At 43.7% G+C, this 17575-nt stretch carries 16 protein-coding genes; 7 read left to right on the top strand and 9 right to left on the bottom strand.

Annotated elements, in window-relative coordinates; genetic code table 11:
* Positions 1–744: 744 nt before the first annotated feature.
* The 4 genes from ITG10_RS25070 to ITG10_RS25055 form a co-directional block, all read right to left on the bottom strand.
* Positions 745–1275, bottom strand: a complete 531-nt coding sequence (locus ITG10_RS25070; protein ID WP_017632630.1) for a hypothetical protein — start codon at positions 1273–1275, stop codon at positions 745–747.
* A 178-nt stretch (positions 1276–1453) separates the two neighbouring features.
* Positions 1454–1933 carry a type II secretion system protein gene (locus ITG10_RS25065; RefSeq protein WP_017632631.1) on the bottom strand — a complete coding sequence of 160 codons (480 nt, stop codon included), beginning with the start codon at positions 1931–1933 and terminating at the stop codon, positions 1454–1456.
* A gap of 261 nt (positions 1934–2194) precedes the next feature.
* Entirely contained in the window at positions 2195–4189 is a 1995-nt protein-coding gene (locus ITG10_RS25060; protein ID WP_026084425.1) for an EAL domain-containing protein, read from the bottom strand.
* Between the two features lie 47 nt (positions 4190–4236).
* Positions 4237–4794: a hypothetical protein gene (locus ITG10_RS25055; RefSeq protein ID WP_017632633.1), complete on the bottom strand. Its 558-nt coding sequence runs from the start codon at positions 4792–4794 to the stop codon at positions 4237–4239.
* A 534-nt stretch (positions 4795–5328) separates the two neighbouring features.
* On the opposite strand from ITG10_RS25055, the gene ITG10_RS25050 reads away from it, so the two are divergent.
* Together ITG10_RS25050 and ITG10_RS25045 are read left to right on the top strand one after the other, a co-directional pair.
* Positions 5329–6018, top strand: coding sequence for a response regulator transcription factor (locus tag ITG10_RS25050; RefSeq protein WP_017632634.1), 690 nt, complete (start codon positions 5329–5331; stop codon positions 6016–6018).
* Positions 6011–7360 (top strand): HAMP domain-containing sensor histidine kinase, encoded by a 1350-nt coding sequence (locus tag ITG10_RS25045; RefSeq protein WP_017632635.1) that lies wholly within the window; start codon positions 6011–6013, stop codon positions 7358–7360. Before ITG10_RS25050 ends, ITG10_RS25045 begins: the two co-directional genes overlap by 8 nt.
* A 130-nt stretch (positions 7361–7490) precedes the next feature.
* On the opposite strand, the gene ITG10_RS25040 is transcribed toward ITG10_RS25045, so the two are convergent.
* Positions 7491–8027, bottom strand: a complete 537-nt coding sequence (locus tag ITG10_RS25040) for a GNAT family protein (protein ID WP_017632636.1) — start codon at positions 8025–8027, stop codon at positions 7491–7493.
* Between the two features lie 226 nt (positions 8028–8253).
* On the opposite strand from ITG10_RS25040, the gene ITG10_RS25035 reads away from it, so the two are divergent.
* Entirely contained in the window at positions 8254–9519 is a 1266-nt protein-coding gene (locus ITG10_RS25035; RefSeq protein WP_017632637.1) for an HD domain-containing phosphohydrolase, read from the top strand.
* Between the two features lie 134 nt (positions 9520–9653).
* Here the strand turns inward: ITG10_RS25035 and ITG10_RS25030 are convergent, their stop codons facing one another.
* From ITG10_RS25030 to ITG10_RS25015, 4 genes are all read right to left on the bottom strand, one after another.
* The gene (locus ITG10_RS25030; RefSeq protein ID WP_248386998.1) at positions 9654–10103 is read right to left on the bottom strand and encodes a PTS sugar transporter subunit IIA; all 450 of its coding nucleotides are present in this window, start codon (positions 10101–10103) and stop codon (positions 9654–9656) included.
* Entirely contained in the window at positions 10100–11356 is a 1257-nt protein-coding gene (locus ITG10_RS25025; RefSeq protein WP_017630886.1) for a PTS ascorbate transporter subunit IIC, read from the bottom strand. The genes ITG10_RS25030 and ITG10_RS25025 overlap by 4 nt, the downstream gene beginning before the upstream one ends.
* A 10-nt stretch (positions 11357–11366) precedes the next feature.
* Entirely contained in the window at positions 11367–11636 is a 270-nt protein-coding gene (locus tag ITG10_RS25020) for a PTS sugar transporter subunit IIB (protein WP_017064872.1), read from the bottom strand.
* A 284-nt stretch (positions 11637–11920) separates the two neighbouring features.
* Positions 11921–12397, bottom strand: a complete 477-nt coding sequence (locus ITG10_RS25015; RefSeq protein ID WP_017630885.1) for a hypothetical protein — start codon at positions 12395–12397, stop codon at positions 11921–11923.
* A 613-nt stretch (positions 12398–13010) separates the two neighbouring features.
* On the opposite strand from ITG10_RS25015, the gene ITG10_RS25010 reads away from it, so the two are divergent.
* The 4 genes from ITG10_RS25010 (at position 13011) to ITG10_RS24995 (ending at position 17573) form a co-directional block, all read left to right on the top strand.
* Positions 13011–14219 (top strand): NupC/NupG family nucleoside CNT transporter, encoded by a 1209-nt coding sequence (locus tag ITG10_RS25010; RefSeq protein ID WP_017630883.1) that lies wholly within the window; start codon positions 13011–13013, stop codon positions 14217–14219.
* 296 nt (positions 14220–14515) lie between these two features.
* Entirely contained in the window at positions 14516–14785 is a 270-nt protein-coding gene (locus ITG10_RS25005; RefSeq protein WP_017630882.1) for a hypothetical protein, read from the top strand.
* Between the two features lie 113 nt (positions 14786–14898).
* Positions 14899–16347, top strand: coding sequence for a TolC family protein (locus ITG10_RS25000; protein ID WP_017630881.1), 1449 nt, complete (start codon positions 14899–14901; stop codon positions 16345–16347).
* Complete coding sequence (locus ITG10_RS24995) at positions 16344–17573, top strand: efflux RND transporter periplasmic adaptor subunit (RefSeq protein WP_017630880.1); 1230 nt, start codon at positions 16344–16346, stop codon at positions 17571–17573. Before ITG10_RS25000 ends, ITG10_RS24995 begins: the two co-directional genes overlap by 4 nt.
* Positions 17574–17575: the final 2 nt, after the last annotated feature.

Raw genomic sequence — 17575 nt, 5'->3', positions numbered from 1 at the left:
TCTATATCAGCAGTTTTAACCATAATTTTAGTGATTGCTAATGTAGTTGCGCGTGGTATTTGTGGTGGCTATTGATGGGGCTGATTTATCAGGTTTTTTCAGGATAAAATTTAATTACAATGAAATAGGTAATATTAATATCATTTAATTGAGGCGTTATATTTCTTTATTTAATGACAATTATCAATTGATACTAATATCAGTAGTGGTTTTGCCGGGGTTTTATGAATAGGCTTTATCAATTAATGTAATGTTATTAAAATCTTTCTTTTTAATTTTAACTAAGAAGGGTGAAACTCAAAGCGTTAGGTCGATTGAACTGTGATGTTGATTCCATGATTAAGCTGTTTTTGGTTAGTGTTTGTGCTCTATTTTGTTGAAAGATATTTCAATTTGATATGAGTGAGGTTTTTTATAATGCCTGTGTCATTGGAGAAACCTTACTATATTAACGATTTTCTTCAATAAACATTCTTTTTGAGTGAGTTATAACCAGAAAGCAAAAGTGGCTTTTGATTAATTAATACGCACTATCAAACATAGTCTAAGTAAGTCGGTTTTGTTTTATTTACAGCGCTGAAAAAGCCCCTAATTAGACGGGCTAATAGGAGCTCTCGGCAGCTTTTTTTTGAAGGCTTTCTTGTGACGCCTTTCGTTTTAAACGTTCCTTTGGCAGCCTTTCTTTCTACCGCTCTTTTGACAAGGAACGGAAGATTAAAGGCTAAAGAATAAAAGCCAAAGAGGCTAGAAGTTGAAGCTTGCGGTAACGCGCACTACGTCTTCTTCAAATGGTGTTGTGCCTCCTGAACCATCTGGCACCATTGCTGAATCATTGATCTTACCGTAATCCACCGTTAGGCCTATCATGCGCCAGTTCACTGTTGTACCAATTGAGCCATAGACGTTGTCGATATTGAGGCCGTTAAGTGCAGCATCGTCAAACTCCACATCTGCATTTAGATAGTTGATACCAATTTTAGGGATGATATCGAACTCGGCGATTTCAAACTTATAACCGATGTTGGAGTATAGGCCCCATGCATCTTGTGAGTTTGGTTCACTTAGATCTACCGCTTCTGTACCCAATGAGAAACCACCACCGACAACGATATTGTTCGACAATTCTTTACTGTAGCCGAAGGTCGCCAGTTCTTGATTGCCGATGAAAGTGACACCAGCTTCAATAGAGTTATCGCGGTCTTTTGCCAATGCAGACAATGGGATACATACCGTTGCAATAACGATGGCTGGTAAAACGAAGGTTTTCTTTTTCATGATTCTCTTTCTCATTTTGTCAGGATGGAAAAAGTCTACGCAATAATGAGGCTCAAATATGAGTCGCGGCACAGTCAAGAATGAGCTGAAAAAGACCTGACATTAAGCGAATAAAACTCACCTAAATATGGAGATCAAGGTAAGGTTTTATGGTTAGGAGATAAACACTAGATGTCGTTTAACATGCGCCGTCAAGAACGACGATTTGCGGTTCTTTTTCCGGTTGATAGAGTACCTGGCAAAAATCACCAACAGGTGAATAGGTGTAACTCTCCGTATCAAAAGAGATAGCAGCGACTCTTTCTGCATTGCTGCCTTCCTCTACTTCTTTGTTGTTTACGTAGAGTTCTGCTTGGTCAATGTTAAGCAGGCGTCTCAAGGAATCGACATAAGCGATTGGGTAACCATGACAGACGTAGTAGGTTTCAATCTCGGTCTTTTCAACGTAGTCACATTCTCCTTCCACACCAGCAATCGCAGACTTCGCATAGATCATGTCGATACCCGTGCGAAGGTTGCCAGCGACATCGTGTATTTTGCTCGCGCGCGCACTGCCCTGAATATCTAAAAATTTGACCATGGCCGTGGCAGAAACCACCGCTAAGATCAGTACAGCGACGATAAGCTCTAAGAGAGTGAAGCCGTTTTGTCTGCTCATATTTACCAATGAATGAATCTGATTAAGTGACGGTTTGAGGGTAATCTAAATGCCAAAACCATTACAGGGAGTAGGTGTAAGTACAAACTAATGGTTTAATTCGAAATTATGTTTAAATCATTAATTAACAAAGAGTTACGTGTGTATCTTTGTTGTTTTGCGTAATGTAAGCCTACGTAAGCGTTCACATTGTCGCTGTTACCTTGTTTATTAATCATTCAAAGTTCTAACTTGTTGATAAAAATAACTTTATTAACCGACTTATCGAACGAATAAAAATTGGCTTTCGACTTCGTTTGACGGGATTGGCTTGCTAAACAAATACCCTTGAAGGTATTGGTATCCACAGTCGATTAAGAAGTCTTTTTGTGTCTCGGTCTCGACGCCTTCAGCCACCACTTTGAGCCCCAACTTGTCGCAAATTGCGTGGGTCGCTTGGACAATCGCTTTGCTTCCTTTGTGTGAACCGTGAACAAAGCTTTTATCGAGCTTTACGGTACTAATTGGTAAGTCGTGCAGCATAGAGAGGGAAGAGTAGCCAGTGCCAAAATCATCAAGGTGGAGTTCAACGCCTAATTTGGAGATGTCGCTTAATGCTTGTCTTACTTCACCGTGTTTGAAAATCATCGAAGACTCTGTGATCTCAAGTGCAATGTTTTGAGGTTGGATATTGTAGAAGTTAAGCATTGCAGACAGCTGTTCAGCAAAGGTTGCATGCATCTGAATACTCGAGATGTTGATGCTCATCATTAGCTCGCTATCAAACTCTCGATGCCATATTGATAGCTGTTTCAGTGCTGAATTGAGCACCCACTTTCCGAGTGGCACTATCTGCCCAGTTTCTTCCGCCAAGGTGATGAATTCATCAGGGCCAATGTTACCGAGCTCTTTGTCTGACCATCGAAGTAGCGCTTCAAAGCCCTTAACCTTGTCACTGTTGGTGTTCATGATCGGCTGATAATGCAGATCGAGATCTTCGTTTTCTAGGGCTTGCGTCAATCGATGGCGAATTTCTACTTTTCGGTGAAGCGTTTGTGCTAAGTCCGGAGTGAAGGTTTGGAAGCGGTTTCGACCATTGGCTTTAGCAATATGCATCGCCATTCCCGCCTGTTTCAGTAATGATTCTTGATCCACGGCATTATCGGGGAAATGTGCAGTACCAATGCTGCAACCGACTGAGAGCGTACCAATGCCTCTGATATGAAAACTTCGGTTTAAGGCATCGATAATGCGTGTGCAAAGCAGCGGGATGTTTTGATTTCGGCAGGTGTGGGCGATCACTATGAATTCGTCACCACCAAGTCGGCCAATCATGCAGGTCTCATCAACGAGCTGCTTGAGACGTTCACCCACTTGTTTGAGCAGTTGGTCACCCACACTGTGCCCGTAGGTGTCATTAACCAGTTTGAAGCCATCAAGGTCAACGAACATCAACTCAAAGGGCGAGCGATAGGCAATACTGGTTTCTAAGAGGTTGGTGATTCCACGGCGATTGTATAGTTCGGTTAAACAGTCGTGCTCTGCATTGTATCTGGCCTTGATCAGCTTCTCTTTCTGTTTGGTGGTACAAGTTAGGTTTAACAGCAGTTCACTCTTATCAAATAGCCATTTTCCCTGCACATCAAAGTGGTGGGCTTTATCACCAATATGGCAGCTAACCTCTTCTAAAATCTCTCGTCCTTTACGCGCCGAGAACAACCAATGGGCTGCAATTTCTTCACTTGAAACAAAGTCGGAGAGGGTGGAAAACGGTGCATCATAGTTCTGGGAAAATGCAGAGTTAGCACTCACTACCGCTCCCGATCTATCAAATAGGGGGGAGAGGTTTGAACCATCGGAGCAAGCGAGATCGTGCTTTAGGCTACCTTTTTCCGCGACGACTTGTACCAACATGCCGGTTCGTCCGTCTGGCAGTGGGATCCCAGAGAACAAACACAGTGCTCGTTTAGCAATGTACTTAGGCGTGAAGTTCCACCAAGTTTTGATGCTTTGATTTCGGAGAAACTGCCTTTGGTACTCTTCAAGCGTTGCTTCTATCGCCTTAGACATCTCGACACTGAAATCACGTGACGTTAGCTCAAACAGGGATTCAGACTCCCAGAGAGGTAGGGCACTGCTGTTTGCCCAAGTTATTCTCTTATTATCAATGTCATATATCCAAATAGGACACTGGAGATACTCGAAAGGCTGATAACTTGTCATCATATTGAACTCGGCACACGGATGTTTGGGTCGAACGAAGCCCACTGAACTCATGCCGTCAGTAGGCTGTTTGTCTTTGTCTTTGTCTTTAATTTCAACTTTTACAGGTTCAGTGAGCGGATAATTTTCGTCACTTTACCTTGCGGCGTGGTCTCGATGACATAGCCTTTTTTGTCATCAAATATCTCACCATCAATCAACTGCCATCCATTTGGTTGCTTTGTGATCTCTCTAGGGAAGTCCTTATCGAACATCGAATAATTTGGATAGACGGTTTCGATGGCTTCGAACAACAGCTGAGCCTCATCTTGGTTAGTGACCACGAAGTTTTCCTTAAGACACATGGTTAATTCTGGCAATGGTTGGGTTGTGTAAGGTTCTGTCACAGTACCCAATACACCTTTGTGTGAGTAAAAGAGGTATGAGCCACTGCTACTCTCGTTGCCGTCTGGCGACTTGATTGAAGGCGTGGCACTGTAGAATTCACAACTAAAAACCATCTTCTGAATAATGCTGTTTTGTGGTGTTACCTGAATGTCTATCCAAGCACTGACTTGTTCTTGAATTTTGTTCACTGTGTCTTGTTTATTGGTGTCAGCAATAAGCGGTGTTGAAACTAAAGCAGTGGTTGTAAGTAACAGTGAAAGCGATTTATTCATCTTAAAGAGGGCCCTGTGTCCAAGTGGTGGTTGTCTAATAACGAGTTAATTTATTGGTCGGGTGAATGTTACTTTAGGAACTTACCGCTTAACAGGATCTGTGGTGTGCTCAATAATGGAAAATACTGGCTCAGTAAATAAGTAATCGATTTCTTTTGATTTAAGAATCGAGCTATTGGTTTATTAGACTGCCTGGTTGTTGCTTTATAGTGTTATTCACTGATATGAGCTGAGTGTGCGGATAGTTGATTTGATCGGAATTTGTAAATGCCTTAAATGTAAGTGCGCGTAAGAAAATAAAGCAAATGTAAGCGAGCGATAAGCGGACAAAACACGTCAACTCTTCCCTCGGCTTGCTACAGCCTTTGTAAAGAAAGGCTCAGTGGTTGCTGAATTCCATATTTTGTAAACGTGCATGTACAAAAGTGATTACTATGTTTTGCGTACGGTAAAGTTAAGGCTCTAATAACAACATTGATGATATATGACCAGTATATATACTGCCCTCGCTTTTAATAAATACTGGTGATAGGAATGTCAAAAACCAAAGTGCTCATTGTTGAAGATGACCAAGAGATAGCTCGTTTAACTACGCTTTACCTCGAAGCTGAAGGCTACAGTGTTAGCGTTGTTCATGAAGGGAATTTGGCACTTGAAGCGATCCGAAGTATTGAACCTGATTTAGTTCTGTTGGACTTGATGCTTCCAGGTATGAGCGGCGCGCAGATCTGCCGTCAGGCTCGTGAGTTTTACAATGGCATGATCTTAGTGCTCACAGCTTCTGCCGATGAAATGAGTGAGGTCAGCTTATTCAAGTTTGGTGCGGATGATTATGTTGCCAAACCGATTCGTGGTCATGCCTTATTAGCTCGAATTGAAGCTTTATTGCGTCGAGCTGCGCCTGCTGCAAAAGCGCAAGAAACTGCGGCTGAAAAGCAGTGCGATATTGTCATCAACAGTGCGGCTCAAAGTGCCACCTTGTATGGGCAAAACCTTAAGCTTACCTCTGCTGAGTTTGAAATCTTAAACCTCCTTGTGAATAACATCTGTCAGGTAGTGACACGAGACCAGTGTTGTCAGCTATTTCGAGGGATCGATTACGCGTTTAACGACCGATCGATTGACATGCGCGTTTCTGGTTTACGCCGTAAGCTGCGCATTCACGCAAAAGATAAACAGCTGATCCGCACTGTTCGTAACAAGGGGTATATGCTGGTTGCGTAAGTTCATTACTGCGAAACTGCGCTCGGTTTCGATGTTTGCTCGTTTGTACCTGGGGATTGTGACGGGAATGTCGGCAACGATATTTTTGTTTTTGAACCTTGGCGAAGGGCACATGCGAAGAACCGAGATTGAAACCTTCCTCAACGACGGTATCTACTTTGCTGAACAGTACACTCGCCAACACAATCAAGAAAACTCACTCTATAAAGAACTCGATAGAACAGGCTACCAACAATTTTATATCTTCAATTTACGCCTGTTGGAGAATTGGTCGGGCGAAGTGCCTTGCCAACGATGTGAGTTATACACCACCTTGAATGGAGTGCCGATTTATCTGAGTGACAACAATCTTTATTCGGCAGTCTTTCAGTTGCCGAATTCTCGATTTAGCTTTGCATTCAGTGAGGTAGGGGATTTCTTCTCTCCCGAGATTGAATGGTATGAGGATTCAGAAAGACACTTCCTAATAGGGTTGTTACTGGCTGTGATTGTGGCGATTGGAGCAAGTGTTTACTTACCTGTGAGGCGTTTTCAAGAAAGAATAGAGCTGTTAGTCAAGAAGCAGAAACAGTTCGGTAAAGGTAAGCTCAGTACCCGTTCTGAATTGGACGAGATTCACCCTGTGTCTGATTTGGCGAGCAGTTTTAACTTCATGGCTGAAGAGATCGAGAGCAAGGTGAAACAGAGTCATATCTTCGCTCAAGCTATTCCCCACGAAGTGCGTACGCCGTTGAGTCGTATTCAGTTGGCGACTGATATTTTAAGAAGGGGAGCACCAGAACACCATCAAGCGCTTTTTGACGATATTGATACCTACATTGAGGATATCAACGACCTCACATCCGAAATTATCATGCTGTCGAAACTGAACGTTATGGATAACTCCTTCTTTGAGCTGGTCAAAGTGAAAGCTAGCTTGCTTGAGTACTGTCTAGATAGGATTCGCTATTCGCAGTTGGATAACGTGACTTTCGATTCTAAAGTTCAGCAAGAAAGCACGATAAAATGTGACTGCTCTATGGCGCGCTTGGTGTTTGATAACATTCTTAAGAACGCAGGCAACTACACCCAAGACAAAGTGTGGATGACGCTGGATGAGAACTCAGAAAACTGGCTGGTGGTGATTGAAGACAATGGTTCTGGGATCCCAGAAGAGCGACGTGATGAAGTGTTTCTTCCGTTTTCTCGTTTAGATTCAAGTCGAACATCGGCAACGGGTGGATTGGGATTAGGTCTTGCGATTGCTCTATCGGCCGCTAAAAAGCTCTCTTGGGATATTAAAATTGACGACAGTAACCATGGTGGAGCAAAGTTCAGTATCGTAATACCTAAGACCGTATAACTGGGCGCTTTAAGAGTTGCTTACGTTCTAGGTTCCAGATTCTAAGTTCTATGCTCTAGGTTTAGCTTCGTAAAATAACAAAGCCACGGTCGAATACCGTGGCTTTTTCATATTCCGATTCATAAGCTAGTTACTTCTTAGAGCGGTGAAGCCCGTAAATAGCATGGTCAACGATGCGACCATTTAAGTTCTCATTGCGCGTGATGATGCCTTCTAAGGTGAAATGTAAGCGCTCACATACCTTGCGACTGCTGTGGTTGCCCGTTGCGGCAGATATCTCGACCTTTTCCATGTCTAACTCATTGAAAGCTATATCAATCAGCTTTGCGACGACGCGAGTAACAATCCCCTTTCCTTGATACGTTTCAGACAGCCAATAGCCTATCGTGACTTTCTGCTTATTGTGGTCAATGGTGTTGAAGCTACAGTTACCGACGATATTATCTTTATACACAATCGCACAGGTCATGCTTTGGCCTTCTGCGTAATCGTGCAGCGAGCGTTGGATGAAGATCCTAAAATCTTGCTCGGTTTTGCAATGCGGTGGCCACACAAGCCATTGGCTTAGGTACTCATTCTGGCTTTGTGAGATTTCTGCGTAATGAGCAGCGAAACTCTCTTCAACCAATGCGATGGATAGTTCGTCATCAATAACTGTTTTAAACATGTCTTTCCTTTTCTTATGGCTGCTGATTTTAGTGGATCTTAGTCGGCAGGATATAATGTCGCATGATTTTTAATATGCAACCATTTGTAGCACGGAATTTTCGTGATACGTTAGTTCTATCACGAAACTCATTAAACCTTACAATAGTTGTGTATATAATCATTAAGTATGCATTAGTATTGGCGGCCTAAATATATAAAAACTATAAAAAATCTAGGCTTAATTAATGAATCAACATTGCCAGGACGTGACTGTAGACCTAAGGAAGGCTCTATTTGGTATTGCTAAGGCGCTTGATAACGTCGGTTTCGAAAGCAAAAATCATGGACAGAGGGTGGGTTACATCGCGTATCGATGTGCTCTGAGTGTGGGATGGGAAGAAGAACAAGCGCAACTTGCGTTCTCATTGGGGTTAATTCACGACTGCGGTGTCTCGCAAATTGATGAGCAGCGCAGTTTAGTTTCAGGGTTCATTCCTGACTCGAGTTACCACCATTGTCAAAAGGGCTACCAAATTCTAAAAGAGTGCCCGGTTCTCTCTATATTCGCTAAGCCAGTGCTTTATCATCACACCCCTTGGGTTGAGTTAAAGGCTATTCATATTAGCGAGTTAGAAAAAGAGTTAGCAGCCATCGTGATGCTGGCGGATAGGGTCGACTACTTGTATGGCATTACCTCTTCAGATCGTTATGGAAACCTCACACCCGATGGCAAAGCCAGCATCATTGAACGCTTAACTGAACAAGCGGATGAGATGTTCGAATCCAACCTTGTGCAACACATGTGTGAGTTGGTCGATTTGGATGATTTCTGGTTCTCGATGGAGATCCCTTACATTGAAAATATGAGGGATAACTTTGAACCTGTGCCATTCTTCTCCCAGCAAATGTCGTTGGATGAGACGGTCGCTTTCGCTGAATTTATTGCCAATGTTGTGGATACCAAGAGTTCGTTTACCTTTAAGCACTCGCTGAAGGTAGGGCAGCTTTCTGAATACCTCGCTAAGCAGATGGGTTATTCCTACACTACTCAGCGTAAACTCTATTTAGCGGGTTTGGTTCACGATATCGGTAAACTGCAAACCCCTAACGACATTCTGCATAAGCCGGACTTGCTTACCGAAGAAGAGTATTGTTGTATTAAGCGCCACGCTACGGACACTCGATTCGCTCTGCAGGAGCTATTCAGTTCTCCTCAGGTTTGCCAATGGGCATCTAATCACCATGAAAGGTTGGATGGCTCGGGCTATCCAATGGGAAAAACGGCTGAAGAGCTGGATCAACCAAGTCGAATCGTTGCGGTAGTCGATGTATTCCAAGCGTTGACTCAGTCTCGCCCTTATCGTGCAGGCATGACGCTAGAACAGACGATGGCTATTCTGACGGACCACGTTGATAACTTTAAGTTGGATAGAGAAGTGTTTGAGTGCCTTAAGAAACACGCGCAATACTGCTTTGAATTATCGACAGACAAAAGAATGTACGCGTTTTAGTACCAGTGAGTCTTTTAGATGTGTGATTCCCTAAATCACGCGCGATGAAAAATGACTTAATACCAGAAACAGGAAAGCGATAGCCGAGGCTATCGCTTTTTTAATGGGGGTCTTATCAGGATCTTTGGGCTAGATTAGTAGCGCTTTAAGATCTCGATGATCGCTTGCTCTGTATCCGCTGCGATAATGGCATCAATGTCATCATCATTTTGGAACAACTCTGATAGCGCCATAATCGTATGGATGTGGCTATCTGAGTCCATCGCCGCCAGAGTAATTGAAAGGTAAACGTCACCGTTATCTTCCGACTCTAAATCAACACCCTTCTTGAATACTGTTACTTGCAGTGATGCTTCGTTCACACCATCTTCAGGACGAGCATGAGGCATCGCAATCTTTGGTGCTAGAACATAGTACGCGCCGATGTCTTTGTGCTTTTGCTTGATAGCTTCAACATAGCTTGCTTCAATTTTGTTGCTTGCTAGCAGTGTTGAACATGTCACATCAATCGCTGCATCAACCGTTAGGTTCTCTTCAGAGTTGATGATAACGCCTTGGTTACCAATTAAATCGAATAGGCTCATGAAACAATCCACCCTAGAATCAGACCAACTACACCGAAGTCGAAGTCAGCAAATGTTGTTGCTTCAAGACCAAGGCCCCCCAGAACTGGAAGCAGTAGCATTGGTAGGAACGAGATACATAGGCCTTGCGTGAATGAACCTAGAACCGCACCACGTAGGCCGCCAGTTGCGTTACCGTAAACGCCCGCTGCACCACCTACGAAGAAGTGAGGAACAACGCCCGCTACAATGATTGTCCAGCCAAGAGCACCTTGAACTGCCATTGCTAGTAGGCCAGCAGCGAAAGAACAAAGGAAACCGATAAGTACCGCGTTTGGCGCTACAGGGAATACCATTGGGCAATCTAGAGCAGGTTTTGCGCCCGGTACTAGCTTGTCTGAGATACCTTTAAATGCAGGAACGATTTCAGCAATCAGCATCTTCACACCTTGCAGTACGATGTAAACACCGCCGGCAAACACAAGAGACTGCATGAAGGTGAACACTACCCAGTTTTGACCATTTGAAACGGTTTCAACAAAGTCACCACCAGCAACAATAGAAGCAAACATGAAGAAGATTGCCATTGTTGTTGCTACTGCTACAGGTGTATCACGTAGGAACATTAGGCTCTTTGGTACGTTGATGTCTTCTGTTGATTTAGACGTATCACCGAACTTGCTACCAATGTAACCAGAAACCAAGTATGAGAATGTTGAGAAGTGACCCATCGCCAGTTGATCGGTACCCATCACTTTTTCTGTATATTTTTGAGCAAGCGCAGGCATGATAACCATCAATGAACCCACAATGATCGAGCCAATTGCAACTAGAGCCGTGCCCTGGATGTTCGCTGTAGACAGGATTACTGCTACTAGCATAGACATGAACATTGTGTGGTGACCCGTTAAGAAAATATATTTTAAAGGTGTTAAACGAGCCAATAAAATATTCACAACGAATGCGAAGAACATAATAAGTGCCATTTCGTAGCCGAATGCTTCTTGTGCTAGTGCCACAATTGCTTCGTTATTTGGAATAACACCACTTACGCCGAATGCTTCAGTAAATACAACTGAGAAGTTATTTAGAGCGCCAACAAGAGCACCTGCACCAAAACCTAAAATTAGGAAACCCATTACGGTTTTAATGGTGCCTTTAAGAATGGTAGAAATATCGGCTTTCTGAGCAACGAGGCCAATGAAAGCAATTAAACCTACCATGATCGCTGGCTCTTTTAATAAGCCGAGCATGAACTCGAAAAAGTTTTGCATAATTTTGACCTTACATGAAAGTTTTTAGTTGTTCTTCGATTGATGCTTTGTCAAAAATATTTTTAAGGCTGATGATGTTTTCTTTACCAGCGTCTTTTAGTTGGTTTGCAACGTCTGTCGCTGCTACCCAAATGTCGGCATTGCTTGATGCAGCAGATGATAGATCTTCGTGATCAACTTCTGCTTCAAAACCAATTTTCTTAGCGACTTCTTTCACTGCCATTTCCATCATTAGAGAAGTACCAAGGCCGTTACCGCAAACTACAAGAATCTTTTTCATAATATTTGTCTCAATTGGATTTTAGGGGTTGAGAAACTTCGTTCTCTTATTGTGTGAGAGCATAGTAATGGAAATATTCAGATTTCAATAAGATCTCCATCACAAAGCCAAAATGAGATTGTGACGGATATCTCGTTAATTTGCAGTAAAGATCCAGAGTGAGACTTTGATCAAATTTAACTTTTCACTCGAATATGCAACGTATTTTATTGAGAAAGGAAGGCTTAATTAATTTTGACGCTAGGGTATAAATATTTAGAGGCTTTATTGCAGATAATGAGTAATTAATCGTATCGACCGTAGTCAGTAAGCATTTTCTTAAGCATGCTATTAACGTCTTTGGTCTTTTTGTTTCTTTTCGTTAACTGACTAAGCGAAGTCGGTTTTGGCGCGGCAACATTTTCACTGTCGACGTCTTCAGTTTTATCTTTCATTTTTTGTACTGCAGGCAATAGCATTCTAATTTCTTCATTATTAGCATTGGTCAGTACAACAATATTTTCAGATTCAACTTGAGTAATGGTTAATATTCCGTGTTTAACAGATTCAACCTTTTCACCAATCATAATTGACTCAGGTGCAACCGAACGATCGGTTAGTTGACCTGTACGTAATTTCGCCGCACTGATAGCGCGGATATTTCCGGTGTTTTCAAACGCGACAATAACAGTGTAGGTATTATAATATTCAACTACTGTCACATAACCGTGTCTATTTGTTTTGAATCTAGCTCCATTGTTCATGTCGTGCGGAGCTTCCATTTTCTTCACGTGTTTCCTCTCTTAGTCTCAATGGCTGTTATATCTAATCAGCTCTATTAGTATTTTGTAGATATTATTTGGTGAGATACCTACAAAGTATATACGCATCTAAAGTTAAGATGAATCTTGAAGTCGTGGGAAATGAGGTAGAGCACAGAAAACTGCTAATAATCACACAGAATTAACCGAGAGGTTACGCTCATGCGCTTAAGGACTTAACATTCCAAATTCAACCTTATACAGATTGTTTACAGTTTTTGAAGCACGAAAACGACGACAAACAATACGTTTTGTTTAATCCTTGACCGCGCGATCGTTTTCGTTAAAAAATGTGATGAAAGTCTCACTTAACTGTTTATACTTCTCTTCCGGTTTTAAGCCGGTGCTTAGCCAATACAAGCCGTCACATGGATATGTGAATGACCCCACGGACCGGACCAGCTACGTTCCACTGCTTGTATAAGGTGATTTTTACATGAACAACTCGTTGTTACAGTCGCTAACTCTGTTAGCTCCTTCATCGCGTAGCGTTTTGCTTGCGGTTCTTTGTCCTGTTCCTTTGATGTCATTTGCTTGGCTCATGTTCATTCTATAAGGATTACTAGGACACATTATGAATATTCTATTTGGTTCTGTCGGTGTTATTGCACTGATTGCTTGCGCGTACCTGCTATCTGAAAGTCGTTCTTCGATTAACTGGAAAACGGTCTCTCGTGCTCTATTACTTCAGATTGGCTTTGCTGCTCTAGTATTGTATTTCCCATGGGGACAGTTGGCGTTAACAAGTCTAAGTAATGGCGTTTCTAGCCTACTTGGTTTTGCAGACGCTGGTATTGCTTTCCTTTTCGGTGACCTTGCTACTGAAGGCTTCATTTTCGCGGTTCGCGTACTTCCAATCATTATCTTCTTCAGTGCTTTGATCTCTGCGCTTTATTACTTAGGTATCATGCAGAAAGTGATTCAAATCTTGGGCGGAGCGGTGCAAAAGCTGCTGGGTACAAGTAAAGCTGAATCTCTTGTTGCGACAGGTAATATCTTCCTTTCTCAGGGTGAGTCTCCTCTTCTTATTCGTCCTTTTTTAAAGTCTATGACTCGTTCTGAACTGTTTGCTGTAATGGCGGGCGGTATGGCGTCGGTAGCCGGTAGTGTGCTTGGTGGTTATGCTGGTTTAGGTGTTGAACTTAAATACCTTATCGCCGCAAGCTTCATGGCAGCTCCAGGTAGCCTGTTAATGGCGAAGATCATTGTTCCTGAGCGCAGCACACCAAGTGACTACGACCATATCGAACTAGATAAAGCAGACCAAAGCAACGTGATCGATGCATTGGCAAGCGGCGCGATGAACGGTATGAAAGTCGCAGTGGCTGTCGGTACTATGTTGATTGCATTCGTGAGTGTGATTGCTATGGTCAACACAGGCCTAGAAAGCCTAGGTGAGACGTTCGGTTTTGCGGGTATTACGCTGCAAGCTATCTTTGGTTACCTGTTTTCACCACTAGCGTGGCTGATTGGTATCCCGAGTGATGAAGTGTTAATGGCGGGTTCTTACATCGGTCAGAAGATCGTAATGAACGAGTTTGTTGCTTTCATCGACTTCGTTGAGAATAAAGCGCTGCTATCTGAACACAGCCAAGTGATTGTGACGTTTGCTCTATGTGGCTTTGCTAACATCGGCTCTATCGCAATTCAACTGGGTTCTATCGGTGTGATGGCGCCAGAGCGTCGTGCTGAAGTCGCTAACCTAGGTTTGAAAGCGGTAGCTGCTGGTACGCTAGCAAACCTAATGAGCGCATGTTTAGCGGGTATCTTCATCCTGCTTTAAGCTAGATTTAGTAAAACAGCTAGATTCAATAAAAGCGGGCACCTTACTTACAGAGTTTACGTAAGAAGGGTGTCCGCTTTTTTGTGTCTACTCGTTAAGCTTATTCGGACTTAGCCACTTCTATGACCGCTTCTATTACGTTTCAGGCTCACTCGGAAGAGTAATAGAGCAAGCCTGTTTTATCCGATATACTTGAATATCATTAGGTTGCGATTAATAACGTTCGTCTCCGATTAAGAACAGTCGGTTTTCACCAGAACAAAAGCAACCAAGTCCAATTAATCAAAGGTCTTCCCATGAACATGCGCGTTCTCATTGGTTTTATCACCGCCTTTATCGGCTTGTTTGCGATGGTTTATCTTATTGCTGGTGGTACTCAGTTTCCTATCTCTCAGTGGCCGCAAGAGGCTTATCTCGGTTTGGTGTTTAGCGTTGTGTGGGGCACTGGCGTAGCAGCATCGGTGGCGTACTTCTTCTCGGCATTGGTGTTTGTGACTATTGCTGTGGTTTGTTATGCGATTGGTTATAAGATCGGTGGACTCTTCTCAAGCAAGTCAGAAGCGTAAATTAGAAGTTTAAACGTACGCTCTATGCATTTTCTTTAGGGTTAACGTTCGTCTTAACCCTCCCTTAACCCCAAGCTCGTTATCTTGTCTCCATTCTTACAGGAGACAAGAAGATGAAATTGAATCTTCCTTTAAAACATTCCGTTATCGCGCTGGCTCTAGTTGGTTTGATGGGTTGTACAACAACCAGTCAGGCTGATTACGTATCGCTAGCCGAACAAAGCACCAACCAAACACAGCAAAGCCTGCTCTCAGAGCTGATCCAGAAAACTGCTGATGAACAAGCTTCGAATCAAACGGCTTCTAATGACCAAGATCTGGAAGCTGAGAAATTGCAGCTCACCGATTTAGTGAATGCTCCGGAGCTCGATCTTTATATCGAGCGCGCACTTCAGAACAGTCCAAGCCTCCAACAAAGCATCACTGCGCTCAAAATAGCCTATGCACAACAAGGTGTGACGTCTGGCGACCGTTTACCAACCGTAGATGCGAGCTTTTCAGGAAAAGCGGACGAAGGCACCAATGGTTCAAGCACCACTGAAACTTATACCACAGATGTGACTGTTGGTTGGGAACTCGACTTATGGCAGAAGCTTGCAGATACAAACAACGCTGCTTTAAAAGACATAGCAACGTCTCAGGCTAACCTTCAGGGCGCTCAGGATCTGTTGGTCGCGAGTGTGATGAGAGGTTGGCTTGATATTAGTTTGAAGCAGCAGCTTGTTGATATTGAAACCCAGCGCTTAGTGATTCTAGAAAATAACGAAGAGCTGGTTTTAGAACGTTACCGCGCAGGGCTAGGTAGCCTTGAAGACCTGGATAACGCGAAAACCAGCAGTGCATCGACTCAGGCAACTTTAGCTGACTATCGCGAGCAGCTTGCACAAAGCCGACGTGAATTGGTTCTATTAACTGGGCAGTGGAGTGGTGAATCTGATGAGCTATCGCTTGCTGAACTCGGTTCATTCCCAACCATCATTAATCCACTAGACAACATGCCAACGCAAGATTTGGCAGGGCGTCCAGATCTTCAAGCCGCTTTCTTTAACATCGAAGCAGAAGTATTGCGCGCAGATGCGGCATATAAAGCCATGCTGCCATCGATCAGCTTATCAGCGAGCCTAACTGACATGGCAGACTCTCCGAGTGAAGCCTTGCTTACTGGGCCTTTGTGGAGCGCACTGGGTCAAGTTTCAGCACCACTGTTTCAAGGTGGCAAGCTTAAAGCGCAGGCTGAGATTGCAGACCTAACCACAGAAACTAGCTACTGGGCTTACCAAGAAACACTGCTTAGTGCGGTGAATGAAGTGGAAAACGCGATGGGACAAGAGTCGTCACTCACACTTCAACAGCAACACCTAGCCAACGCCTTGGTGAGCGCACAACGCAGCTTTACCAGTTATGAAGAAAAATACCGTCAGGGTTTGGTCGACATTTTTGATCTACTTTCTGTTCAGCAACAAACCTATGACCTTGAAGCGCAGCTAACACAAACCATTTATAACCGTCTCGTAAACCGAATTGATTTAGGCCTAGCTCTGGGCTTGGGAGTATCTTCATGAAACTGAATACCATCACAATTGCCATCACTCTAGTGGCTGGTTCAAGCATCTTTGCAGCCCTCGCTTACAACGGTTCTCAAGTTGTAAGCGCACCTCAGAAGGCGAATGAACTCACGGTTTCCGAGCCTCAAGCTATGTCTATTGATACGAAGTCTATCGAAGCGACGACCTTGGCTGCATCACAACAGCAACAAGTGTCTGTGGTGCTCGCAACATTGGGTGACTACCAAGCCGAAGTTGTGGGTTATGGCGAAGCAAAGTCGCGTTACGAATTGATGTTTTCAACGGAAGTCGGTGGCCGAGTAGAAACGATCAGCTCGCAGTTTGAAACTGGGCAGGTGATTGGCCAAGGTGAGGTGATCGCCAATATCGATTCGACCAGTTACCAACAAGCGGTAACCCAAGCAAAGGCGAATGTGGCTCAAGCTCAACTGGATTTATTGGAAGAACAAAGACAAGGCGAACAAGCGAAGTCTGAATGGCAACGCTCTGGTTTGTCTGGTGAGCCTGATTCACCTTTAGTATTGCGTGAGCCACAACTGGCGCAAGTTACAGCAGCTCTAGAGAATGCCAAGCTTGAATTGGTCAAGGCTGAGCAAGACCTCGAAAAAACAACCTTGGTTGCCCCTTTTGATTCGTTGGTCGTGAGTCGTGATGTTCAACCGGGAAGCTACGCACAAACGGGTGCACAGATCGCTACGTTATACAGCATCGATGAGGTTGAAGTTTCTGTGCCTCTTTCTGAAAGCCAATGGTTGAGCCTGCCAAGTAGTGATAACACGCAATTGAAAGATCAGCCATGGCCAGTGACTCTGTCGAGTTCTGATGGCCAATTCCAATGGCAAGGCTATGTCGAACGAGTAGAGCAGCACTTACAACAAGACACGCGTCAGCGCTCATTGATCGTGAAAGTCGACAACCCTTTGGAGCAAGAGAAAGATCTTTATCCAGGCACGTTCGTGCAAGCAACGATTTCAGGCAAGCAATTAACTCAATTGTGGGAACTTCCGGCTTCAGCACTTTCGCAGCAGGGGGAGCTGTGGTTTGTTGATGACAACGGTCTGCTTTCTAAATCAAACGCGGATGTTGAGTTTGAAAAGGGCGGTTTAATTTACATCGATCCTACCAAACTGGGCGTGGAAACTGATGACAGTGTACAAGTGGTTAAGCGTCCGTTAAGCAGCTTTAAATCGGGCATGGTCGTTTTGGCTAAGGCGGAGGGCTAGTC

The organism is Vibrio sp. ED004 (genome assembly GCF_023206395.1).
In the GTDB taxonomy this organism is placed as follows: Bacteria; Pseudomonadota; Gammaproteobacteria; order Enterobacterales; family Vibrionaceae; genus Vibrio.
This window is presented reverse-complemented; position numbering and strand designations above follow the sequence as displayed.